General features: G+C 67.2%; 26 protein-coding genes and 1 tRNA gene. 18 read left to right on the plus strand and 9 right to left on the minus strand.

What is annotated here, in order from left to right; all coding sequences use genetic code 11:
• Positions 1-2 precede the first annotated feature (2 nt).
• Genes ABTV68_RS10945 through ABTV68_RS10960 form a run of 4 tightly spaced genes read right to left on the minus strand, consistent with a single transcriptional unit; the run spans position 3 to position 2,854 of the window.
• A complete protein-coding gene (locus tag ABTV68_RS10945) occupies positions 3-977 on the minus strand; it encodes a CbrC family protein (RefSeq protein ID WP_433673698.1) in 975 nt (324 codons plus the stop codon).
• Complete coding sequence (locus tag ABTV68_RS10950; RefSeq protein ID WP_433673699.1) at positions 974-1,771, minus strand: hypothetical protein; 798 nt, start codon at positions 1,769-1,771, stop codon at positions 974-976. The genes ABTV68_RS10945 and ABTV68_RS10950 overlap by 4 nt, the downstream gene beginning before the upstream one ends.
• Positions 1,768-2,400, minus strand: a complete 633-nt coding sequence (locus ABTV68_RS10955) for a SatD family protein (RefSeq protein WP_433673700.1) — start codon at positions 2,398-2,400, stop codon at positions 1,768-1,770. The genes ABTV68_RS10950 and ABTV68_RS10955 overlap by 4 nt, the downstream gene beginning before the upstream one ends.
• A gap of 46 nt (positions 2,401-2,446) precedes the next feature.
• A complete protein-coding gene (locus tag ABTV68_RS10960; RefSeq protein ID WP_433673701.1) occupies positions 2,447-2,854 on the minus strand; it encodes a winged helix-turn-helix transcriptional regulator in 408 nt (135 codons plus the stop codon).
• Between the two features lie 93 nt (positions 2,855-2,947).
• Between ABTV68_RS10960 and ABTV68_RS10965 the strand changes: the two genes are divergently transcribed.
• The 10 genes from ABTV68_RS10965 (at position 2,948) to ABTV68_RS11010 (ending at position 9,033) form a co-directional block, all read left to right on the plus strand.
• The gene (locus ABTV68_RS10965) at positions 2,948-3,319 is read left to right on the plus strand and encodes a DoxX family protein (protein ID WP_433673702.1); all 372 of its coding nucleotides are present in this window, start codon (positions 2,948-2,950) and stop codon (positions 3,317-3,319) included.
• A gap of 58 nt (positions 3,320-3,377) precedes the next feature.
• A tRNA-Val gene (locus tag ABTV68_RS10970) sits at positions 3,378-3,453 on the plus strand.
• Between the two features lie 93 nt (positions 3,454-3,546).
• Positions 3,547-4,110, plus strand: coding sequence for a hypothetical protein (locus tag ABTV68_RS10975; RefSeq protein WP_433673703.1), 564 nt, complete (start codon positions 3,547-3,549; stop codon positions 4,108-4,110).
• Entirely contained in the window at positions 4,107-4,649 is a 543-nt protein-coding gene (locus ABTV68_RS10980; protein WP_433673704.1) for a hypothetical protein, read from the plus strand. Before ABTV68_RS10975 ends, ABTV68_RS10980 begins: the two co-directional genes overlap by 4 nt.
• Positions 4,650-4,792: 143 nt before the next feature.
• Positions 4,793-5,737, plus strand: coding sequence for an alpha/beta fold hydrolase (locus ABTV68_RS10985; RefSeq protein ID WP_433673705.1), 945 nt, complete (start codon positions 4,793-4,795; stop codon positions 5,735-5,737).
• A gap of 4 nt (positions 5,738-5,741) precedes the next feature.
• A complete protein-coding gene (locus tag ABTV68_RS10990; protein ID WP_433673706.1) occupies positions 5,742-6,920 on the plus strand; it encodes a sensor histidine kinase in 1,179 nt (392 codons plus the stop codon).
• The gene (locus tag ABTV68_RS10995) at positions 6,917-7,519 is read left to right on the plus strand and encodes a response regulator (protein ID WP_433673707.1); all 603 of its coding nucleotides are present in this window, start codon (positions 6,917-6,919) and stop codon (positions 7,517-7,519) included. The genes ABTV68_RS10990 and ABTV68_RS10995 overlap by 4 nt, the downstream gene beginning before the upstream one ends.
• Before the next feature lie 128 nt (positions 7,520-7,647).
• Entirely contained in the window at positions 7,648-8,298 is a 651-nt protein-coding gene (locus ABTV68_RS11000) for a hypothetical protein (RefSeq protein ID WP_433673708.1), read from the plus strand.
• The gene (locus ABTV68_RS11005) at positions 8,291-8,611 is read left to right on the plus strand and encodes a transcriptional regulator (protein WP_433673709.1); all 321 of its coding nucleotides are present in this window, start codon (positions 8,291-8,293) and stop codon (positions 8,609-8,611) included. Before ABTV68_RS11000 ends, ABTV68_RS11005 begins: the two co-directional genes overlap by 8 nt.
• Positions 8,608-9,033 (plus strand): hypothetical protein, encoded by a 426-nt coding sequence (locus tag ABTV68_RS11010; RefSeq protein ID WP_433673710.1) that lies wholly within the window; start codon positions 8,608-8,610, stop codon positions 9,031-9,033. The genes ABTV68_RS11005 and ABTV68_RS11010 overlap by 4 nt, the downstream gene beginning before the upstream one ends.
• 9 nt (positions 9,034-9,042) lie before the next feature.
• On the opposite strand, the gene ABTV68_RS11015 is transcribed toward ABTV68_RS11010, so the two are convergent.
• The 3 genes from ABTV68_RS11015 to ABTV68_RS11025 are packed head-to-tail and all read right to left on the minus strand — an operon-like array spanning position 9,043 to position 10,466.
• Complete coding sequence (locus ABTV68_RS11015; RefSeq protein ID WP_433673711.1) at positions 9,043-9,732, minus strand: aspartate/glutamate racemase family protein; 690 nt, start codon at positions 9,730-9,732, stop codon at positions 9,043-9,045.
• A gap of 9 nt (positions 9,733-9,741) precedes the next feature.
• Complete coding sequence (locus ABTV68_RS11020; protein ID WP_433673713.1) at positions 9,742-10,215, minus strand: BLUF domain-containing protein; 474 nt, start codon at positions 10,213-10,215, stop codon at positions 9,742-9,744.
• Positions 10,212-10,466, minus strand: coding sequence for a hypothetical protein (locus tag ABTV68_RS11025; RefSeq protein ID WP_433673714.1), 255 nt, complete (start codon positions 10,464-10,466; stop codon positions 10,212-10,214). Before ABTV68_RS11025 ends, ABTV68_RS11020 begins: the two co-directional genes overlap by 4 nt.
• Positions 10,467-10,536: 70 nt before the next feature.
• Here ABTV68_RS11025 and ABTV68_RS11030 point away from each other — a divergent pair, with 70 nt between their 5' ends.
• The 8 genes from ABTV68_RS11030 (at position 10,537) to ABTV68_RS11065 (ending at position 19,592) form a co-directional block, all read left to right on the plus strand.
• The gene (locus tag ABTV68_RS11030; RefSeq protein WP_433673716.1) at positions 10,537-11,241 is read left to right on the plus strand and encodes a lysophospholipid acyltransferase family protein; all 705 of its coding nucleotides are present in this window, start codon (positions 10,537-10,539) and stop codon (positions 11,239-11,241) included.
• A 38-nt stretch (positions 11,242-11,279) separates the two neighbouring features.
• Entirely contained in the window at positions 11,280-11,825 is a 546-nt protein-coding gene (locus ABTV68_RS11035; RefSeq protein WP_433673717.1) for a dihydrofolate reductase family protein, read from the plus strand.
• A gap of 151 nt (positions 11,826-11,976) precedes the next feature.
• Complete coding sequence (gene aceE, locus ABTV68_RS11040; protein ID WP_433673718.1) at positions 11,977-14,703, plus strand: pyruvate dehydrogenase (acetyl-transferring), homodimeric type; 2,727 nt, start codon at positions 11,977-11,979, stop codon at positions 14,701-14,703.
• 5 nt (positions 14,704-14,708) lie between these two features.
• The gene (locus tag ABTV68_RS11045; protein WP_433673719.1) at positions 14,709-15,959 is read left to right on the plus strand and encodes a PucR family transcriptional regulator; all 1,251 of its coding nucleotides are present in this window, start codon (positions 14,709-14,711) and stop codon (positions 15,957-15,959) included.
• 58 nt (positions 15,960-16,017) lie between these two features.
• A complete protein-coding gene (locus tag ABTV68_RS11050) occupies positions 16,018-16,944 on the plus strand; it encodes an ACP S-malonyltransferase (protein WP_433673720.1) in 927 nt (308 codons plus the stop codon).
• Positions 16,941-17,942 carry a beta-ketoacyl-ACP synthase III gene (locus tag ABTV68_RS11055; protein WP_433673722.1) on the plus strand — a complete coding sequence of 334 codons (1,002 nt, stop codon included), beginning with the start codon at positions 16,941-16,943 and terminating at the stop codon, positions 17,940-17,942. The genes ABTV68_RS11050 and ABTV68_RS11055 overlap by 4 nt, the downstream gene beginning before the upstream one ends.
• A gap of 49 nt (positions 17,943-17,991) precedes the next feature.
• Positions 17,992-18,240, plus strand: coding sequence for an acyl carrier protein (locus ABTV68_RS11060; RefSeq protein ID WP_231090329.1), 249 nt, complete (start codon positions 17,992-17,994; stop codon positions 18,238-18,240).
• A gap of 116 nt (positions 18,241-18,356) precedes the next feature.
• Positions 18,357-19,592: a beta-ketoacyl-[acyl-carrier-protein] synthase family protein gene (locus tag ABTV68_RS11065; RefSeq protein ID WP_433673724.1), complete on the plus strand. Its 1,236-nt coding sequence runs from the start codon at positions 18,357-18,359 to the stop codon at positions 19,590-19,592.
• A gap of 194 nt (positions 19,593-19,786) precedes the next feature.
• On the opposite strand, the gene ABTV68_RS11070 is transcribed toward ABTV68_RS11065, so the two are convergent.
• A complete protein-coding gene (locus ABTV68_RS11070) occupies positions 19,787-20,290 on the minus strand; it encodes a DUF3145 domain-containing protein (RefSeq protein WP_433673725.1) in 504 nt (167 codons plus the stop codon).
• 124 nt (positions 20,291-20,414) lie between these two features.
• Positions 20,415-20,966, minus strand: a complete 552-nt coding sequence (locus tag ABTV68_RS11075; protein ID WP_433673726.1) for a ribonuclease H family protein — start codon at positions 20,964-20,966, stop codon at positions 20,415-20,417.
• Between the last annotated feature and the right edge of the window lie 157 nt (positions 20,967-21,123).

Genomic DNA, 21,123 nt, shown 5'->3' on the forward strand with positions numbered 1-21,123 from the left:
CCTCAGTCGATATCGAGGAATCCCAGGGTGGCGCCGCAGTGCAGGCACCGAAAGCCGAACACGGCGAAACCGGCCTCCTGCTGCGCCACCGCCTCGATCGCCTCCTCGCTGATGCCCAGCTCCTCCCGGCGCTCGGGAGCGAGCAGGCGCAGACCGTCGGCATCAAGCTCTCCGATGAAGGCGGCCGCGTCGTCGCAGTGGGACTGCCACTCCTCCGGTTGATACGTCGAGAAGCCGGGTGTCCGCGTGGCCACTTCGTGTTGGATGTCCTCGGCGATGCCTGCTTCGTCCAGGGCCCAGGTGTCGACGAAGAGCGCGCCAGCGCGAGCGGCAGATCCGTCGGCGATGCACCACGGGCAGATGTGTTCCGGCTCCCCGCGGCCGTAGGGGCGTGAGGCGTACTCCCATCCGCGGGGACGCTCGCAGAGCGAGCAGACGTTCGGTGACCGTCGGAGAGATCCGGTCGCAACGGGGTCGGGGTGATAGCGGAACGTGGGTAGTTCCTCGCCGGTGTCGAACGCCATCGGATCGGGAGCGAGCTCGTCGAGCCGCAGTCCCAGCGACTCGATCGGCGCGAACTGCATCTGCCGGTACAGCGTCAGACCGAGCCGTCCCGGGTCCACAGGGTCTGGGAGCAGCGTCAGGCGTTCGAGTTCGGTCCAGCCGACACCGATCACCACGCCATCGGCGGGGAACGGCTGCCCTGGTTGTGGTTCTCCGAACCCTGCGGAGGAGACGACATCGACCGCGCGTGCGGTGGCCGTGGCGCGGGCGATGTCCTTCGCGGTGCGCATCATGCGCTTGCGGTCGCCGTCGTCGCGCACCGGCAGGATCCGCCACGTGCGACCGGTCCTGCCGGCGGTGTCGTCGAGGATGAATCCGTTCTCGGCGAGGAGCCGATCCCGCAGCCAGTCGGGGAATCGAGCACCCACGGCCGTCTCAACGCGGACGATGTCCTGCTCGCGCGCACCGCTCACGCGAACGCCACCAGCGCGGCGCCGGCCCCGGCGAGGCCCCAGCTGATCAGGCTGCCCACGAGAAACTCCTCTGCTTTTGATCCTTCGCCCGCGTTCTTCGAGATCTCAGGAAAGCGGACGATGCCCTTGGCCGCCATCAGGGCCGCGATGATCCCCTGGGCTCCGGCGAGAGCGAGCGCCAGGATGATCCATCTCTCAAGCGGACCGATCAACCGGCCGCCACGCATCTCGCCGGGGCGCAGCGGTTCGGTGAGCCAGCGTGTGCGCAGAGCGTCCGTCATGCGAGCGCCGAGGGTCGGTGCCCCCTGCTGGGTGTGCCCGGTCGCGGTGATGAGCGACGGCTCCTCCGCGACGCGAGCGCGACGCAGTGCACCACGGCAGACAAGGTTCGCACTCAGGCCGAGGAAGAGCGCGACGCCGACCATCGCCACCGGTTTGCCGAGCGGGATCGAGGTTGTCGCCACGTACCCGAAGGTGCCGAACGTCCCAATGAACGGGAGCCCCGTTCCTCCGGCGACCAGGATGCCTGCGATCACGGCGATGTACCCGAGCACCGATGCTGCCCAGAGGCCCGCGAGCACCGGCCAGACGAAGGTGAGAATGGCGAGCACCGGGGCGTAGGCCACCGGGGCCTGCAGCGGCACCGCTGCAACCGCGACGAGGAGCGACCAGACGGCGATCGCGAGGACCCGCGCGGTGAGCGAACGATTCCTTCTCTGCGCACGCGTGATGAGCCAGCCGATGATGTCGGCGCCCGCGATTCCCACCACGAGCAACCCGGCGATCACGTTCACGCGCGTCCTCCCGTCCACAACGACTGCACCGTGACCAGCGTGGCGGCCCCGGAGCGGCGTGCGCTCTGCGACACGGCGGATTGGGTGATCCCCTCCGCTTCCGCGATCTGCGCCTGGGTTCGCCCCTCGATCATCGCGCGGGCGATGCGCACCTCGCGCGGCTTCATCGAGCCGATGAGTTCATCGCGCAGAAGAAGAGCGGCGTTGATGTCGGCGGGTTCATCGTCGTTGTCCACGACCCAGGTTCGCGCGGGTCCGGTGCGCCCGGCGAGCCGGTGCACGGTGTCGATCGCCCGGCGCGCCGCCCACCACGCGCTGCCGTCGTAGATCGGAATCTCATCCGCTGCCCCGGAGACGATGCGGGACTGCCCCTTGCCGATGCCGAAGCGCACGTCGGTGCCGGCGTCGACCGCGGCCAACCGGACCAGGGTCGTGGCGGCGCAGGCTCGCGCCACAGAGGAGTAGGCGACCTGAAACTCATCGCCTGCCGTTGACCAGAGCGGCAGGACGGGCGTCACCACTTGCTGCGCCTCCTGGAACATGGCGTGAACGCTCGCCTGCACCGCGGCGCGATCCGTCGCACGACGTGACGCGACGATGTCAACGATGACTCCGACGATCTCTGACATGCGAGAAGTCTATAGCTTATATTTCCCACATATAAGCCCTTTCGGGCTATCGCGCCGGAATCCGCGCGTCGTAGTCCGCTCGCGAGGTTTCAATGCCCTCGCGGTTCTCGATCGCCCAATCCGCGAGAGCGATAGCGAGCTCCACGAAGCCGCGCCCTCGATCCGTGAGCTCGTACTCGACGCGTGGCGGCACTTCGGCATGGACCGTGCGCGTGAGCAGCCCATCGCGTTCCAGTTGACGGACGGTCAGCGTCAGCATCCGCTGCGAGATCCCCGGAATAGCATGCATCAGCTCGGTGAATCGGAGGCGCTGCTCGTGCAAGGCGCCGATCACCAGGACCGACCATTTGTCGCCGACCCGGTCCAGCACCTCGCGGATGACTCGGCCATGATCGGTTGGCCCGCGCCCGTCGCACGCCGTCTCGTATGCGCTGGGTTCGACGATCGATGTCACCTGCTTACCTCCGTGTGCCTTTTGCATGCGTTCGGATAGTGACGCATCATGAGGTCTGTTACCTATCGTAACTCTGTTCAGAGAAGGAACCTCATGATCATCGCCCTCTGGGTCGTCAACTCCCTGCTCACCCTCGCCTTCCTCGGCGCAGGGGTCAACAAGCTCGCGAAGTCGAAGGATGCCCTCGTCGCGTCCGGCATGGCCTGGGCGAAGGGATTCCCACCCGCCGCGCTGAAAGCGATCGGCGCGGCCGAGGTGGTCGGCGCGCTGGGCCTGATCCTGCCGCTCGCCACGGGGATCGTCCCCGTCCTCTCCCCCATCGCCGCGTCGTGCCTCGCGATCGTCATGATCGGCGCGGTCGTGATCCATCTCCGTCACCGGGACCCGGCGAAGGCGGTGCTGCCGTCCGTGGTGCTGGGCGCGCTCTCCATCGTGAGCGCCGTTCTCGGTTTCGTCGCCCTCTGACCCGCGTTTCCTGTCGGGTGCTCGGCGACCACCGCGCACCCGATAGGATGGACCACGAGGGCCTTTAGCTCAGCTGGTAGAGCGCCACGTTTACACCGTGGATGTCGTCGGTTCGATCCCGGCAGGGCCCACCAGATTTGCGCGGTGTGATCCGCCTCAGATCAGGAACGCATGAGTTCCGTGAGGGACCATTCCTTGCACCTCGACCGGTGCGTAGGACTGGACACATGACTCTTACAGAGATCCTGCCGACACTCAGACGAAGCATTCCCCTTCATTGCGATGCCCGGTTCTGGCCCGAGCACACCGTACCCACTGTCACCGACGTCATTGTCGGCGGGGTGTATCTCACGCGGCTCGTAGAGATCACGGGCACACCTGCGGTTCTCTCGGGCGACCTCCCTCACTCGACGTCGGCTGTGGCACGCACCCCTGGCGCTGGAAGCGATGTGACTGTCCTGGTCTTCCGCATCACCCTCCGCATCGATGACGAAACAGGAAAGCACATCGCCCTCACCGATTGCGGGCTCGAGCACATCAGGCCATGGTGGAATGAGTGCCGGCTCATCGGCCGGGCCTCGACCGCTCAGAACACAGTCATTGAACTGATCCCGGGTGATGCTGGTGCCGCACCCTGGCCTCACCCGCTGGTCTCGCTCCCGGGCGATCTGCACCAGGGCGACGTCCTTGCGGTCCCGTGCTGCGGCACTGTCGCGTTGAAAGATGTACGCCCCAGGCCGCCGAGAGCGTCCGCTATGAGCAACAATCTTGCACCGGTGGCCAACTCATGAGCATCACCCACAGTCTGATCTCCTCCCGGACGATGGCACTGGCTGCTCTCTACCAGGAACCGCGGCTTTGGCCCGCAGAAACAACGTTCACCGACCATGACATCGTCATCGGCCACCAATCCCTCTGCGCACTCGTCGAGGAGAGAGGCGCTCCGTGTCTGATGATTGCGCCGACCGGTGAGGACCCTCGAAGTGATGATTTCCGCACCGTCGTCATCACCAGAGTGTCGGCCTACATCCCAGGCCACGGCCTCCGCCGCGGAGAGGTGAGCGTTGACTGCAATCTCGATCCGCTCGAGTCTCGCGTCCTCGACGTACGACACCTGCGCGACCCCAACGCACCCCGCAGACGGACGACGCTCCTGAGCTCGCGCGCTGGACAGGTGACGATTCGAACCGCGCTCGCCTCGGCGTGCCGGCCGGGCGACCTCCTCGCGCTGACGTGCCTTGGCACGGTCGCACTCGGACAGATCGCCCGACAGGACACGTCCGATTCCGATACTGACGATGATCCGTGGCTGGGCAGATGTCTCAAGTGAACCTTGCTCGCTCCTTACGGCCCCGATGGCTGCAAGCCCAGCAATCCTGACCGTCAACGCGGCGCCCACCCGTGACGCATGTCACGGGTGGGCGTGACATCACGACACTTCTGCGCACCGTGCCGCGCCGGTTGGCTGGAGATATGCGAAAGCCTCTGAAAATCACCCTGATCACCCTCGGCTCTGTGCTGGCGATTCCGGTTCTCCTGCTGGGAACCACGTTCGCCGTCAATGCCGTGGCCACGCGGCAGGAGCTGGCCAGCATCGAAGACTACGGCCAGCGCGTGGACGTCGACGGGCACCAGATGAATGTCGTGATCACGGGCACGGGTGACGACACCATTGTGCTGCTCCCGGGACTCGGCACGGCGTCGCCGTGGCTGGACTACCAGCCGCTGGTCACGAAGCTGGCGGAGGATCACCGCGTGGTGGTGGTCGAGCCGTTCGGATACGGACTCAGTGACCAGACCGACGTCCCCCGCACCACGGAGAACATCGTCGAGGAGGTGCACACCGCCCTGCAGGAGCTGGACATCACGCGCTACACGCTCATGGGCCACTCCATCGCGGGGCTGTACGCCCTCACCTACGCCGAGCAGTATCGGGATGAGCTGCGCGCTTTCGTCGGCATCGACACCAGCGTGCCCAACCAGCCGGGATGGGACGAGCCCGTATCGACCGCAGGGATCGCGGAGCTGCGAGACCTCGGCATCACGCGAGCACTCGCGGCGCTGAGCGGCGATCCCTACGCGGGCCTGCCCTACACCGACGAGCAGAAGCAGCAGATGGGGTACTTCACGACCCGCAATGCCTCCGCCCGCACCGTACTGAACGAACTCGAGACCGCGTACACCAACTTCGTCACCGCCAGCGCCGCAACCTTCCCGAAAGACCTGCCGGTCCTGTTGTTCATCGCCACCCAGGACGAGGACTTCGACACCTGGAAGCAGCTCCACGATGGACAGGTCGCGCAGCTCGAGAACGGCACCGCGATCCCGCTCGACGGGACGCACTACTTGCATCACACACAGTCGGCGACCATCGCAGCGGACACCAACGAGTTCCTCGCGACCCTGCCGGTACGCTGAGCGGATGACGCAGCCCGCGGACCCGGCGACGCGAAGCTCGCGCGATGCCGTGTGGGCACGCCGATCGACGGCTGTGAGCCTGTACGCGATCATCGTCGTGAGCGCCGGCGTCGCCATCGTGGCGGAGCTCATCCCGAGCGATCCACGTTCGGTCATCCTTGCGGTGCTCACGATGATCTCAGCCGTGGCGATGATTCTCGCCGTCCCGGCGGTGGTGCGCCGCCCGAAGCCCCGCAGCGCCAGACATCCGGCGCTCCTGACAGCCGTCGTCGCCGCGGGTGTCGCCTGGATCGTCGCCATCGCCCCGCCGTTCGCCGGGTGGGGGTGGGCGTTCATCCTCGCGGTGTCCGGCGGATTGCTCGCGAGCATTCTGCGGGCACGGTGGGCGGCATGCGCGATCCTCGCCACGGCGAGTGTGATCTCCACGGGGGCCATCACCGCTTTCACGGGCACATCGACATCCGAGACGGCCACTGCTCCGTTCGAAATGCTGGTAACCCTGGCGATGTTCGTGGTCCTTCCGACAAGCGCGATGTGGGCATTGCGCGTCGTGCTGCGCCTCGAAAACGCACGTCAGGTCGCCACCGAGCTTGCGATCGCCCAGGAGCGCCTGCGATTCGCGACCGATCTGCACGACATTCAGGGACACCACCTCCAGGTCATCGCGCTCAAGAGCGAGTTGGCGGAGCGGCTCCTGGAACAGGATCGCGAGCGAGCTGCGGACGAGATCGCGCAGATCCGAGTGATCGCACGCGAGGCGCTGGAAGACACCCGTGCCGTCGTGAATGACTACCGCTCGGTGACCCTCACCGTCGAAGCCCGGAACGCGGCGGCCGTTCTCCGCTCGGCGGCCATCGACTGTGAGGTCGCGCTGGAGACCGTCGGCCTCGAACCCTCGCTGGAGACGCTGTTCGCGGTGGCCCTGCGCGAGGCCACCACGAACATCCTCCGCCACAGCACCGCCACCCACGCGGCGATCCGACTCCAGGCGGTGGGTGGCGCATGGCGACTGACCGTCGCCAATGACGGCGCCGGGACGACGAAGACCAGCGGCACCGGGTTGAGCGGTCTCCGCGACCGTGTGGCACCCCTCGGCGGCAGTGTCACCTCGAGTCGTGACGGCGCATGGTTCGAGCTCACCGTGACGATTCCCGCTCTCGCACCCTCGGAGGTGAACAGATGATCCGTCTTGTGATCGCCGACGACGAGCAGCTCATTCGCGGAGCCCTCGCCGCCCTGCTCGCTCTGGAACCCGATATCGACGTTGTCGGCGAGGCTCAGGACGGGGCAGGTGCCGTGAGCGCCGCCCTCGCTCATCGCCCGGACATCGCCCTTCTCGACCTGGAGATGCCCGGCATGGACGGCGTCGACGCGGCACGAGAGATCATCGCGCAGTCGGACGCGGTCGTCGTGATCGTCACCCGACATGCCCGACCCGGCGCGCTGCGACGGGCACTGTCCGTCGGCGTTCGCGGATTCGTCCCGAAGTCGACGCCCGCTGGCGAGCTCGCCGACATCATCCGTCGCGTCGCGGCCGGCGAGCGCTATGTCGATGCGAGCCTCGCAGCCGCCGCGCTGACGGAGGACGAAAGTCCACTCACCCCGCGCGAGACGGACGTGCTGAGACTCACTGACCAGGGGCTACCGCTGAAGCACATCGCGCGCGAACTAGGTCTGGCGTCGGGCACGGTGCGCAACCACGCCTCGTCGGCGATCATCAAGCTCCACGCCGACAGCCGCCAGTCCGCGGCTCGGATCGCGCGCGAGCGCGGGTGGATCTAGCGTCTCACGGGCCCTTCCAGCCGATACTTCCTTACGCATCACCTCTTGACTTTGTGGCACAAAGTTGCTGTCATTGCAAAGTAGTTGGTGTTGCAGATCGCAGCACCACACGAGTACGGAGGTATGTCATGAGTGCGGAGAGCAGGGCTGTCGATCCCGCCGCGATCCTGCGGGCGATTGCCGACGACAGCAGTAAGGCGAAGACAGCGATGGCGCCGAGCGCACGCCTGTTGTACGTGGCGTGGGGCGCAGCGTGGATCGTGAGCTTCGCGGCACTCTTCCTCACCTTCGCCCCGACCGGCCTCTCCTTTCCGCTCGTGGCGGCTCTCATCATCGCGGTCGTCTGCGTTGGGGCGGCCATCGTGATCTCGACCGTCCACTCGGTTCGCCGCGGGACCGGCACGCGCGGACCCTCCGTGGTTCAGGGGGCGATCTTCGGCAACATCTACCCCGTGGCGTTCGCCCTCATCGGCCTGCTCGGCTGGCGGTTGGCCAGCACGGGAATCCCCGTCGACGTCATGCTCTCCTACTGGATGGCCGGCCCCTGCCTGGTGATCGGCGCCTTGTCGGTCGCCGGTGCCGTGCTGTGGAACGACAGGTCCCAGCTCGTCTTCGGCGTCTGGATCCTCGTGGTCGGCCTCGGATCACTGGCCGTGCCGCCGCCATACAACCTTCTGGCGGGCATTGTCGGAGGCATGGGGTTCCTCGGCCTCGCGATCATCGAGACGGCGAAGCCCGCCCTCATGTCCGGCCCGATCACGGCTGCCGTCCATGGATGAGCTGGATCCCGTCATCCACGTCCAGGCACGACTGCGAATCGTCACGATCCTCGATGCGCTCGGCGTTGGCGACTCGCTGTCTTTCCCGCGGCTGCAGGCTCTCCTCGGCACGACATCAGGCAATCTCGCGACTCACTTGCGCAAGCTCGAGGACTCGGGCTACGCGATTGTCGAGAAGGTGCTGGAGGGCCGGAATCCCGTCACTTACGTGAGCTTGACCGACGACGGCCGACTCGCGTTCCGCGTCTACAAGAAGAACCTCCGCGCCCTGCTCGACGGCGCCACGACCTCCGACATCAGGAGCACATCGTGATCACGACCGCCGAGATCGCCGCCCGCATTACGGGTGACCGGCTTCCGCTGCTCACCCTCGGCGAGTTCTTCGACGGCAATGTCGCGGAGGACTCCCTCGCGCCGAACCGCTGGGGATTCGGTCGACCGACGCTGGCGGAGATCGCTGAACGACTGCGCGCAGTCGAGGCGCGCGATGACGTCGCATGGATTCGCGTGGGGCTTCACGAGGACACGGAGCTGGACGAGGCGATAGGAGACGTCATCGCCGAATCCATCCTGCTGGCGACGACACTTCCGGCAGCCGTGCTGGAGGAGATTCTGGACATCGCGTGGCTGCACAGCGACGGCATCGTCGAATCAGACGAGTCATCGATGGAGGACTACACCGACATTCCGCCCGTCATCGGGCATCACCGCGTCGTGTTCCTCGTCTGGGACTGATGGCTGCAGTTAGAGACCGGCAGCCTTCAGCGCCGCCTCGACATGCAACGCGGTCGTCGGGAACACCGGCACGGGTGCGTCCTGCTGCGTGATGAGCAGCTCGATCTCCGTGCAGCCGAGGATGACGCCCTCGGCGCCGTCGGCGACCAGATGGGCGATGACGTCGCGGTACTTCTGCCGTGACTGCTCGGTGACGATGCCCTGCACGAGCTCGTCGTAGATGACGCCGTGCACCGTCGCGCGATCCTCGGCGCTCGGAATCACCGCGGTGATGCCATGCTGTGCGAGGCGGTCACGGTAGAAGGTCTGCTCCATGGTGAAGGCGGTCCCGAGCAGACCGACCGTCGTCAGGCCCGCTGAGCGGATCGCCTCAGCGGTGGTGTCTGCGATGTGCTGGAACGGAACGTTGATCGCCTCGGTGATCCTGTCGGCGACGAGGTGCATCGTGTTCGTGCACAGCACGATGAGTCCTGCCCCCGCTGCCTCCAGCCCGCGCGCATGGGCGGCGAGGAGCGCGCCCGCTGCTTCCCAATCGCCGGAAGCCTGCATCGCCTCGATCTCGGCGAAGTCGAGCGAATCCAGCAGAATCGGTGCCGAGTGGAAGCCGCCCAGCTCCTGGCGGACCCGCTCGTTGGCCAGCCGATACCAGTCCAACGAGGACTCCCAGCTCATCCCGCCGAGCACGCCGATCATCTGCATGCGTTCACGCTACCGATGAAGCCCGGAAACCTCGGAGACGCCGACGGTCTCCCGAACACGGAACCACAGGGTGAGCTCCCCCAGCGCCCGAGCCGTCGTCGAAGCATCGGTCGCCGATTCCAGATCAGCGAACGAGTCTCGGAACCCCGTGGGGGCCGCTTCGGTACCTCGACGGAACGATCGGTAGCCCATGCTCCAATCGGGGAAGCTCCGCTCTGCGATGGGCTCGGACAGCAGGATCCGCATGTCGTGGTGTCGCGAGTCGCGGCCGATGCGCTCGGCCAGATGCTCGACCGCCGCGCGCTCACCCTCCAGCACCTGAATGAAGCGACCATCCCGAAACAGCAGCATCCCGGTGATCTCGTTCGCCGTGTTGAATCGGCGGAACTCCGCGAGGAGCTGCTCGAGAGCCGTCTCCCGGAACGGCTGCGATGCCGTGCTGACGTAGACGAGGGTGATGAGGGGCTCGCTGGTCGCGGTCACGAGGTCGCTCCTGGGACGTCAGTGGTGGGGTGGATCGGCGTGCCCGGCTGCGCCCGCGTCACCGCTGCCGTGGCCTCACGCAGCGACGGATAGTCCCCCACCGTCTGAGAGCGCGAGTCGTAGGCGCGATAGCCGCCGTCGGGTCTGCGGTCGACGAATCCGAGGAAATCACCGCCGCGGCTGCCGACGTGGAATCCGTCTTCGACACATGCCCAGAGGACATCGGGTTGATACTTCTGTGCATCTGCCACACTCCGATCGTATGGCCCGCGCACCCGGCCGGTCCGCACCGAGCCTGCGACACATCCATAGGATCGGATGGTGAGTGATGCCGAAACCCAGATCCCGAAGCCGGGGGCCGTCTACTACTTCGGGCGCGCGGTGCTGCGCCCCCTGTTCGCGGCGGTCTACGGCGCACGCACCAGCGGACGGGAGAATCTCCCCGCCACCGGGCCGGTCCTCCTGGTGGCCAATCACCTCTCCGGCTGGGACACCGTGCTGATCCCGACCGCGGCATCGCGCCCCGTCCAGTTCCTGACGAAGGCGAGCCTCTTCACGCGCCCCGGTGTGGTCGGCCGCTTCCTCGGCTGGTTCTTCACCTCCATCGGCGGAGTACCGGTGCTGCGCACCGCGGGCCAGGCGGCACAGGCAGCCCTGGAATCCGGGGCGCGGATCCTGCGGGCCGGCAGCGTGTTCGCCGTGTTCCCCGAGGGTACGCGCTCCCGCGACGGCCGGCTCTACAAGGGTCGCAGCGGCGCGGGATGGATGGCGCTGGAGACCGGCGCGGCCGTCGTGCCCGTCGGCGTGATCGGTACGGCCGAGATGACACCGTTCGGCACGCTGCGCGGGCGCACCCGCCCCGAAGTGCGGTTCGGCACCCCGTTGGATCTCAGCGATCTCACCGGCATGCCTCGAGGTGCCGCTCGTCGCATCGCGACCGAACGGATGATGGACGCGATCGCCGCCCTCACCGGTCAGGAGCGGGCCGATGAGGTGAACGGCTCCAGCCGGGACGCCGGCGCATAGGCATTGCCGACACGAATCATGCGGCCTAGCGTGATCGCATGCGCACTCTCCGCTATTACATCAACGTCACCGTCGACGGCTGCGTGGATCACCGCGAGGGCGATCCCACCGAGGATGTGAATCGCGCGGCGACAGCGAGCATCGCGCGCGCCGACGAGCTCCTGTTCGGTCGGATCGTCTATCAGATGATGGAGGAGGCCTGGCGCAATCCACTTCCGGCGGACTCGCCGGCCTGGGAGATCGACTTCGCGGACACGATCAGTCGCGCCCGCAAGACCGTCGTCTCGCGCACCCTGGAGAGCGTCGACTGGAACGCCACGCTGCTTCGTGGAGACCTCGCCGCGGCCGTCACCGCGATGAAATCGCAGCCGGGCGGCGAGATCCTCGTCTCCGGCGTGACATTGCCGACGGCACTCGCTGAACTCGACCTCATCGACGAATACGAGTTCCTCGTGCAGCCGCACGTCGCGGGACACGGGCCCTATCTGCTCGCGGGACTGACGACTCGGCGCCGCCTGGAGCCTGTGTATCGCGAAGAGTTCTCCTCCGGAGCCGTCCTCACCCGCTACCGACGCGTTGGCTGACCGCCGCGAACCTCCTGCTCGCACTGCCGCACGACGCTTCGCGGAATGTGGGTAGGCTGGGGATGCGCATGCCGTGTGATGTCTACAACACCTCCCCGTGCGCCGATCCGCCCCTTTGGCATGATCTGCCAGTACGACGAAAGGTCGCCCGGTGACTGTTCACGACCAGGATCCCTACAGCCAAGAACCTCTCGACAGCGATCCCGAAGAGACCGCGGAGTGGCAGGAATCCCTCACCGATCTCGTTGATGCCAAGGGCCCGCAGCGCGGCCGGGAGATCATGCTCAGCATGCTCTCCACCTCGCGCGAGCTGCACCTGGGCGTGCCGATGGTTCCCACCACGGACTACATCAACACGATCGCCCCCGTCAATGAGCCCGAGTTCCCGGGCGACGAGGAGCTGGAGCGGCGCTACCGCTCCTGGATCCGCTGGAACGCGGCCATCATGGTGCACCGTGCTCAGCGCCCCGGCATCGGCGTCGGCGGCCACATCTCCACCTACGCCGGAGCCGCCACCCTCTATGAGGTCGGCTTCAACCACTTCTTCCGCGGTCACGGCCACCCGGGCGGCGGCGACCAGATCTTTATCCAGGGCCACGCCTCCCCCGGCATCTACGCCCGCTCGTTCCTCGAGGGTCGCCTCTCCGAAGCCCAGCTGGACGGCTTCCGCCAGGAGAAGTCCGCCGGTGCCAACGGTCTGCCCTCGTACCCGCACCCGCGCCTCATGCCGGACTACTGGCAGTTCCCGACGGTCTCGATGGGCCTCGGCCCGATCAACGCCATCTACCAGGCGATGACCAACAAGTACCTCACCAACCGCGGCATCAAGGACGCCAGCGACTCGCACGTGTGGGCCTTCCTCGGCGACGGCGAGATGGACGAGGTCGAATCGCGCGGTCAGCTGCAGGTGGCGGCCAACGAGGGTCTGGACAACCTCACCTTCGTCATCAACGCCAACCTGCAGCGCCTCGACGGCCCCGTGCGCGGAAACGGCAAGATCGTGCAGGAGCTGGAGAGCTTCTTCCGCGGTGCCGGCTGGAACGTCATCAAGGTGGTCTGGGGCCGCGAGTGGGATGAGCTGCTCGCCCGCGACAAGGACGGCGCACTCGTCAACCTGATGAACGTCACCCCCGACGGCGACTACCAGACCTACAAGGCCGAGTCGGGTGCGTTCATCCGCGAGAACTTCTTCGGTCGCGACCCGCGCACGCTGGAGATGGTCAAGGACTACACGGACGACCAGATCTGGGGCCTGCGCCGCGGTGGTCACGACTACCGCAAGGTGTACGCCGCCTACAAGGCCGCGATGGAGCACAAGGGTCAGCCCACCGTCATCATCGCGAAGACGGTCAAGGGCTATGGCCTGGGCCCCCACTTCGAGGGTCGCAACGCCACGCACCAGATGAAGAAGATGACGCTGGACGACCTGAAGCTGTTCCGCGACACTATGCACATCCCGGTGTCCGATGCACAGCTCGAGGCCAACCCGTACCTGCCCCCGTACTACAACCCGGGCGAGCAGGACGAGACCACCCAGTACATGCTGGAGCGCCGCCGTTCCCTCGGCGGCTTCCTCCCGGAGCGTCGCACCACGCACGTGGGCCTGGACCTGCCGGGAGACGACGCTTACAAGCTCGTCAAGAAGGGCTCGGGAACGCAGGAGATCGCCACGACGATGGCGTTCGCGCGTCTGCTCAAGGACCTGCTGCGTGACAAGAACATCGGACACCGCATCGTTCCCGTCATCCCCGACGAGGCGCGCACGTTCGGTATGGACGCGTACTTCCCTACCGCCAAGATCTACAACCCGCACGGCCAGAACTACGTCTCGGTCGACCGCGAGCTGCTGCTGGCGTACAAGGAGAGCCCGCAGGGCCAGATCGTCCACGTGGGCATCAACGAGGCCGGCGCCACCGCCGCGTTCACCACGACAGGAACGTCGTACGCCACGCACGGCGAGCCGCTGATCCCCGTTTACATCTTCTACTCGATGTTCGGTCACCAGCGCACCGGCGACGCTTTCTGGGCAGCCGGCGACCAGATGGCGCGCGGTTTCGTGATCGGCGCCACCGCCGGTCGCACCACGCTCACCGGTGAGGGACTCCAGCACGCCGACGGACACTCGCCGCTGCTCGCCTCCACCAACCCGGCCACCATCGCCTACGACCCGGCGTACGGGTACGAGCTGGCGCACATCGTGCAGGCGGGCCTGGACCGCATGTACGGCGGAAACCACCCGGACCCCGACGTGATGTACTACATCACCGTCTACAACGAGCCGATCGTCCAGCCCGCCGAGCCCGAGGGCGTCGACGTGGATGGCATCCTCCGCGGTATGCACCGCATCTCCGAGGCCACCGGCTCCGGACCCCGCGCACAGCTGCTCGCCTCGGGCGTCGGTGTGCCGTGGGCGCTGGAGGCGCAGCAGCTGTTGGCCGACGACTGGGGTGTGTCCGCAGACGTCTGGTCGGTCACGTCGTGGGGTGAGCTGCGCAAGGACGGCCTGGCTGCCGACGAGCACAACTTCCTCCACCCGGAGGAAGAGCCGCTGGTGCCGTACGTCACCCGTCGACTGAACGAGACCGAAGGTCCCGTGACCGCGGTGAGCGACTACATGCACGCCGTGCAGGACCAGATCCGCCAGTGGGTTCCGCAGCGCTTCGCCTCGCTCGGCGCCGATGGCTTCGGATTCTCCGACACCCGCGCGGCAGCGCGTCGCTTCTTCAAGATCGACGGCCCGTCGATCGTCGTGCGCACGCTCCTCTCGCTGGCCGAGGACGGCAAGATCGACCGCTCGGTCGTGAAGGCCGCCATCGACAAGTACGACCTGTTCAACGTGAACGCCGGGACCAGCGGAAACGCGGGCGGCGAGAGCTGAGAGCGGTGGCGAACGCGCCGGCCGGGGACATCCCCCAGGACAAGGCTGAGACTCTCGCGTGGTTGCGCAAGATCTCGGGTGACCTGGCGACGGTGACCACGAAGCGTCTCGAAGAGAGGCTTCCGTGGTACGCCGAGATGCCCCCGGCACGGCGCTCGTCCGTCGGTCTGGTCGCCCAGGCCGGCATCACCTCCTTCATCCAGTGGTACGAGGACCCCACCTCCACCCCCTGGATCGCGGCGGACATCTTCGCCGCCGCACCACGTGAACTGCTGCGCAGCGTCAGCCTGCAGCAGACGCTGCAGCTCATCCGCGTCACCGTCGAGGTGACGGAGGAGCGCGTGGCCGGCCGCGGCGGTCACGTTCACGAGGCGATCCTGGAGTACTCCCGGGATCTCGCGTTCACCGCCGCAGACGTCTACGCGCGCGCTGCAGAAGCGCGCGGACTGTGGGATGCGCGTCTGGAGGCCCTCGTCGTCGACTCGATCCTCACGGGCGAGACCGATGACGAGCTGCCCAGTCGCATCGCGGCGCTCGGCTGGCACGGGCACGGCGAGGTCAGCGTGCTGGTCGGCACAACGCCCCCGATGTTCGACGTCGATCAGGTGCGCCGCACCGCGCGCAAGCTGGGCGTCGACGTCCTCGTCGGCGTTCAGGGTGCCCGGCTCGTCCTGGTGATCGGGCGTGCACAGGATCCCGCCGCCGATTCCGAGCCCGTCGAAGGGCGACCGTTCGTCGACATCGCCCGGGCGATGGAACCGTGCTTCGGCGCAGGACACCTGGTGCTCGGTCCCACGGTGCCCGCACTCGTCGACGCCAGCATGTCGGCGCGCGCAGCTCTGGCCGGCTTCGCTGTTGCGAGCGGCTGGCGCCACGCGCCGCGTCCCGTCGAGGCAGACGATCTGCTTCCGGAACGCGCGCTGGCCGGCGACCCGCTGGCTCGCACCACGCTGGTGGAGCGCATCTATCGCCCCCTTCTGGCCCACTCCGCAGATCTCGTCGCCACGCTCTGGAGCTACCTCGACAACGGCCGCTCGCTGGAGGCCACCGCGCGCGAGCTCTTCGTGCACCCCAATACCGTCCGCTACCGGCTCAAGCGCGTCAGCGAGATCATCGGCTGGGACGCGACCGGGCCGCGCGAAGCTCTGATCCTGCAGACCGCGCTGATCCTCGGTTCGATCGGTGCCGCTGACGGTGTGCGACGACGCCCGACACGCCGCAACGGCCAAATCCTGTCGACCTCGCACAAACAGTGATCGATTTCTTGTGAGGAGTATGCCAGCGCCTGGCGAGATTCCTTGGCAAACTGAATCAGTGATCGTCCTCGCATGCCCTGGTCAGGGCTCACAGACTCCCGGATTCCTCACCCCCTGGCTCGAGCTGGCGGGCGCTCGTGAGCGTCTGGAGGCCTACTCCGACGCAGCGCAGGTCGACCTGATCGAGCACGGCACACAGTCCGATGCCGACACCATCCGCGACACGTCCATCGCGCAGCCACTGATCGTGGCGGCGAGCCTGCTGGCATTCCACGCGCTCGGCGACGCGGCTGATCGCGCCACCGGTGTCGCGGGTCACTCGGTCGGCGAGGTCGCCGCGCTGGCGGCAACGGGCATCGTCTCGGACGAGCGCGCGATGCACCTCGTGGGTGAGCGCGGTCGCGCGATGGCAGCAGCAGCGGGTGAGGCAGCCACCGGCATGGCCGCTGTGGTCGGCGGAGTCGAGGACGATGTTCTCGCGGCGATCGCCGCTGCCGGTCTCGAACCCGCCAACTTCAACGGCGGCGGACAGATCGTGGCCGCCGGCTCCCTGGAGGGCCTCGCCGCGCTGGGCGAGAACGCCCCGCGCGGAGCTCGCGTGATCCCGCTGCAGGTGGCCGGTGCCTTCCACACCCGTTACATGGCGTCCGCACGTCCTGCACTGCAGACCGCCGTGGAGACTGCATCTGCGGACGGCGTGCAGGCTCCCGATCGGACCCTCTGGACCAACAGCGACGGATCCACCGTTTCTGACGGCGCACGCGCGCTGGAGCTGATCGTGCACCAGATCACCTCCCCCGTGCGCTGGGATCTCTGCATGACGTCCTTCGCCGATGCCGGAATCACCGGCATGATCGAGCTGGCTCCTGCCGGTGCCCTCGTCGGCCTCGCGAAGCGTGGACTTCGTGGCGTGCCGACGGTGGCTGTCAAGACCCCGGACGACCTGGAAGCGGCCGTCGCGATGCTGAACGGAGACAACGCATGAGCGTCACGCTGACCCAGGGGCAGGGCCCCGCCTTCACCCGCATCTACTCCTATGGAGCCGCCCGCGGCGAGAACGCGGTGACCAACGACGAGATCATCGAACCGATCAACTCGTCGGACGAGTGGATCCGCCAGCGCACCGGTGTGATCACCCGCGTTCGCGCGGTTCCGACGACGAGCGCCACCGACCTCGCGACGGCAGCCGCCGAGGAGGCCATCGCGAAGAGCGGCGTCGACCCGTCGGAGATCGATCTCGTCATCTGCGCCACCATCAGCAACGTGCAGCAGACTCCCTCGATGTCCGCCGTGGTCGCCGACCGTGTCGGCGCGAACCCCGCTGCCGCCTACGACAGCAACGCGGCGTGTGCGGGCTTCACCTACGGCGTCGCACAGGCCGACGCTCTCATCCGTGCGGGCGCTGCGAAGTATGCCGTCGTCATCGGCGCGGAGAAGCTGTCCGACGTCATCGACCCCACCGACCGGACCATCTCGTTCCTGCTCGGCGACGGTGCCGGCGCCGTGGTCATCGGCCCGAGTGACACCCCCGGCATCTCCGCCACCGTGTGGGGTTCGGACGGCTCCAAGGCCGACACCGTCGGCATGGACCACACCCTCGTGGAGTTCCGCGACGGCGAGGCGAAGTGGCCCACGCTGCGTCAGGAGGGCCCGAGCGTGTTCCGCTGGGCCGTCTGGGAGATGGCCAAGGTCGCCAAGCAGGCCCTTGAGGTCGCTGGTGTCGAGGCGTCCGACCTCGCCGCTTTCATCCCCCACCAGGCCAATATGCGCATCATCGACGAGTTCGCCAAGCAGCTCGGTCTGCCGGAGAGCGTCGCGATCGCCCGCGACATCGAGACGACCGGCAACACGTCGGCTGCGTCCGTGCCGCTGGCCACGCACCGCCTGCTCGAGGAGCATCCGGAGCTCAGTGGCGGACTCGCGCTGCAGATCGGCTTCGGAGCCGGACTGGTCTACGGCGCGCAGGTCGTCGTTCTCCCCTGACGACTCCCCCATAAACTGTTTCCCGCCCATCCAACAACAAGGAGAAATCATGGCATTCACGAAGGACGAGGTCCTCGCTGGTCTTGCCGAGCTCGTCACCGACGAGACCGGCATCTCGGCCGACGAGGTCGCGCTGGACAAGTCGTTCACCGATGACCTCGACATCGACTCGATCTCCATGATGACGATCGTCGTCAACGCCGAGGAGAAGTTCGGCGTCAAGATCCCGGACGACGAGGTCAAGAACCTGAAGACCGTCGGCGACGCCGTCGACTTCATCGTCGCAGGCCAGGAGTAATTCCTTCGGCGTGCCGCAGCCCTGTGCTGCGGCACGCCGCCCTCTGATACGTCCCTCGCGGACTCAGGTCCCACCAGGACCGCCCCACGCTTTTCGCACAAACCAGGAGAGAGTGCATGACCAAGCGCATCGTCGTCACCGGAATCGGTGCCATCTCCGCGCTCGGCGCGACCGCCGAGGAGAACTGGAAGAACCTTCTCGCCGGAGTGTCCGGTGCCCGCACGCTCGAACACGAGTGGGTGGAGAAGTACGAGCTTCCCGTCACCTTCGCGGCAGAGGCCGTCATCCGCCCCGAGGACGTGCTGCCACGTCACGAGGCCAAGCGTCTGGACCCGTCATCCGCGTTCGCCCTCATCGCGGCCCGCGAGGCCTGGGCCGACGCCGGCTCCCCCGAGGTCGCCCCCGAGCGCCTCGGCGTCGACTTCGCCACCGGCATCGGTGGCGTATGGACACTGCTGGATGCCTGGGACACGCTCCGCGAGAAGGGGCCTCGCCGCGTTCTGCCGCTGACGGTTCCCATGCTCATGCCCAACGCCGCAGCCGGAAACCTGTCGCTGCAGTTCGAGGCGCGCGCTTACGCCCGCACCGTGGTCAGCGCCTGCGCCTCCAGCACCGAGTCGGTCCTGAACGCCTACGAGCACCTGCAGGAAGGACTGGCCGACGTCGTCATCGCCGGCGGTGCCGAATCGGCCATCCACCCGATCACCGTCGCCTCCTTCGCCTCCGCGCAGGCGCTGTCCCGCCGCAACGACGACCCCGCGCACGCCTCGCGCCCGGGTGCCATCGATCGTGACGGATTCGTCATGGGCGAGGGCGCCGCGGTTCTCATCATGGAGACCGAGGAGCACGCGAAGGCCCGCGGCGCGAAGATCTACGGCTACGTCGTGGGTGGCGGCGTCACCGCCGACTCGTACCACATCACCGGCAACGACCCCGAGGGCTCGGGTGCCGCCCGTGCCGTGGAGCAGGCGCTGGCGATGGCCGGTGCGAGCGCGGACGAGGTCACCCACATCAACGCGCACGCCACATCCACGCCGGTGGGCGACCCGAACGAGTACGTCGCCCTGAAGCGCGTCTTCGGTGACCGCATCGACGAGATCCCCGTCTCCGCCACGAAGGCGTCCACCGGGCACCTACTCGGAGGCACCGGCGCGCTGGAGGCGGTGTTCACCATCCTCGCGCTCCGCGATCGGGTGGCTCCCCCGACGATCAACATGACCGAACCGGATCCCGCCGTGCCGTTCCGCCTTTCCGGCGAGCCGCAGCCGCTGGGCGACGGCCCGCAGCTGGCGATCAGCAACTCGTTCGGCTTCGGCGGCCACAACGCCGTCGTCGCCTTCCGCAACGCCTGATCCGATGTGACGAAGCCCCGCCGGTGAACCGGCGGGGCTTCTGTCGTACTGGGCGAAGGATTCGTTTTCACAGGCTCCGGGAGCGGATCACCGGTTCCCGTTACTCGCGCCTCCTCCGCACATCCTGTTGGTGTCGGCCGTTCGCTGATCGTCTCACGAACGACCGACACCGGGCTCTGATCTGACCGGGGGGACTATCCGACCTTGTGCAGCCAGACCACGCGGGAGTCATCCCCGGCGGTGCGGAACGGCTCCAGTTCCTCGTCCCACGCACTGCCCAGGGCGACATCGAGTTCGCGCTGCAGTTCGAACGCGTCCCCCGCGGCGATCTCCATCGCATAGCGGATACGGTCCTCGCCGAGCACCACGTTGCCCGCGGTGTCGGTCTGCGCGAAGTGGATCCCGAGATCCGGGGTGTGCATCCAGCGCCCGCCGTCGCTACGCGGCGTCGGGTCTTCGGACACCTCGTAGCGCAGGTGCTCCCAGCCGCGGATGGCGGTGGCGAGAGCGGCACCGCTGCCGGCGGGACCCTCCCAGTAGAACTCGGCTCGACGAGCACCGGTGAGCACCGGCTGGTCACTCCAGTCGAAATTGACGGCGCGCCCGAGGGCACGGCCGACCGCCCACTCCAGGTGTGGGCACAACGCGCGTGGCGCCGAGTGAATGTAGATCACTCCGCGCGCCTGTGGTGTAGCCACGATCTCTCTCCGTTTCGTCAGGTGCGTCTTCCCCTACGACCTGATCCGAGCGATCTGCTACGAGCTGTTCGTTTCGGCAATCATCTCAGTTCGATCACGAAATGACAAGCGTGTGATTTCGCGATCAGCGCCGACGCGGCTTGTCTTCGCCTGCGGCGGGCGCATCCTGGGAGACATCGACCCGGTCCAGCCCGCGATGGCTGGTCCAGATGAGCTCCTTGCCCTCCGCCGCGTGGTGCGAGGCGCGGACCGCGCGGTTGTCCGCCCAGCCGTTCAGTCGGTGTCCGGCGTGGCCGCGGACGTGCTGGAACTCCACATCGTCGAGGCCGGCCGCCTTGCGCTCTGCGCGCGCCTGCATCAGCGCCTTGAGAATGTCCACGTTCTTGGTCGGCTGCTTGGACGAGGTCTTCCATCCACGCCGCTCATGTCCGTCCATCCACTTCGTGTAGGTGTCGATCGCGTACATGGAGTCGGCTTCGATCACGAGGTGCTGGACGTGCTGGTGGTCTCGGATCGCGTAGAGCACCGCCAGCAGCTCGCCGATGTTGTTGGTTCCGGACGGAATCGATCCCGCCGACCAGTGACCGTCTTCGCCCACCCACGCCCAGCCGGCGGGTCCGGGGTTTCCCTTGCAGGCGCCATCAGTGGCCACGGTGTACCGATCGATCTTCGTCACGCTCATCCTTCCGACGTGTTCACCTGCACACGTTCTTCCATCCTCGCACCGCCGGACGCACACCCTGCCGCAACACAAGTGGGACACCTGAGACAGGTACGATCCCCTCACCATCAGTGGCACGACAAAGGAGCGTTCGTGAGCGACACGGCCGAGA

Origin of the sequence: Microbacterium gorillae, assembly GCF_050990725.1 — a bacterium.
GTDB classification, from domain to species: domain Bacteria; phylum Actinomycetota; class Actinomycetes; order Actinomycetales; family Microbacteriaceae; genus Microbacterium; species Microbacterium gorillae_A.

Bases quoted from the DNA above. Each gene is read 5' to 3' on its own strand.
- ABTV68_RS10995 (WP_433673707.1), top strand. From the start codon at position 6,917: ATGATCCGTCTTGTGATCGCCGACGACGAGCAGCTCATTCGCGGAGCC.
- ABTV68_RS10975 (WP_433673703.1), top strand. From the start codon at position 3,547: ATGACTCTTACAGAGATCCTGCCGACACTCAGACGAAGCATTCCCCTT.
- ABTV68_RS11065 (WP_433673724.1), top strand. From the start codon at position 18,357: ATGACCAAGCGCATCGTCGTCACCGGAATCGGTGCCATCTCCGCGCTC.
- ABTV68_RS11035 (WP_433673717.1), top strand. From the start codon at position 11,280: ATGCGCACTCTCCGCTATTACATCAACGTCACCGTCGACGGCTGCGTG.
- ABTV68_RS11000 (WP_433673708.1), top strand. From the start codon at position 7,648: ATGAGTGCGGAGAGCAGGGCTGTCGATCCCGCCGCGATCCTGCGGGCG.
- ABTV68_RS10985 (WP_433673705.1), top strand. From the start codon at position 4,793: ATGCGAAAGCCTCTGAAAATCACCCTGATCACCCTCGGCTCTGTGCTG.
- ABTV68_RS10955 (WP_433673700.1), bottom strand. From the start codon at position 2,400: ATGTCAGAGATCGTCGGAGTCATCGTTGACATCGTCGCGTCACGTCGT.
- ABTV68_RS11015 (WP_433673711.1), bottom strand. From the start codon at position 9,732: ATGCAGATGATCGGCGTGCTCGGCGGGATGAGCTGGGAGTCCTCGTTG.
- ABTV68_RS10990 (WP_433673706.1), top strand. From the start codon at position 5,742: ATGACGCAGCCCGCGGACCCGGCGACGCGAAGCTCGCGCGATGCCGTG.
- ABTV68_RS10980 (WP_433673704.1), top strand. From the start codon at position 4,107: ATGAGCATCACCCACAGTCTGATCTCCTCCCGGACGATGGCACTGGCT.
- ABTV68_RS11055 (WP_433673722.1), top strand. From the start codon at position 16,941: ATGAGCGTCACGCTGACCCAGGGGCAGGGCCCCGCCTTCACCCGCATC.
- ABTV68_RS11060 (WP_231090329.1), top strand. From the start codon at position 17,992: ATGGCATTCACGAAGGACGAGGTCCTCGCTGGTCTTGCCGAGCTCGTC.
- ABTV68_RS10965 (WP_433673702.1), top strand. From the start codon at position 2,948: ATGATCATCGCCCTCTGGGTCGTCAACTCCCTGCTCACCCTCGCCTTC.
- ABTV68_RS11005 (WP_433673709.1), top strand. From the start codon at position 8,291: ATGGATGAGCTGGATCCCGTCATCCACGTCCAGGCACGACTGCGAATC.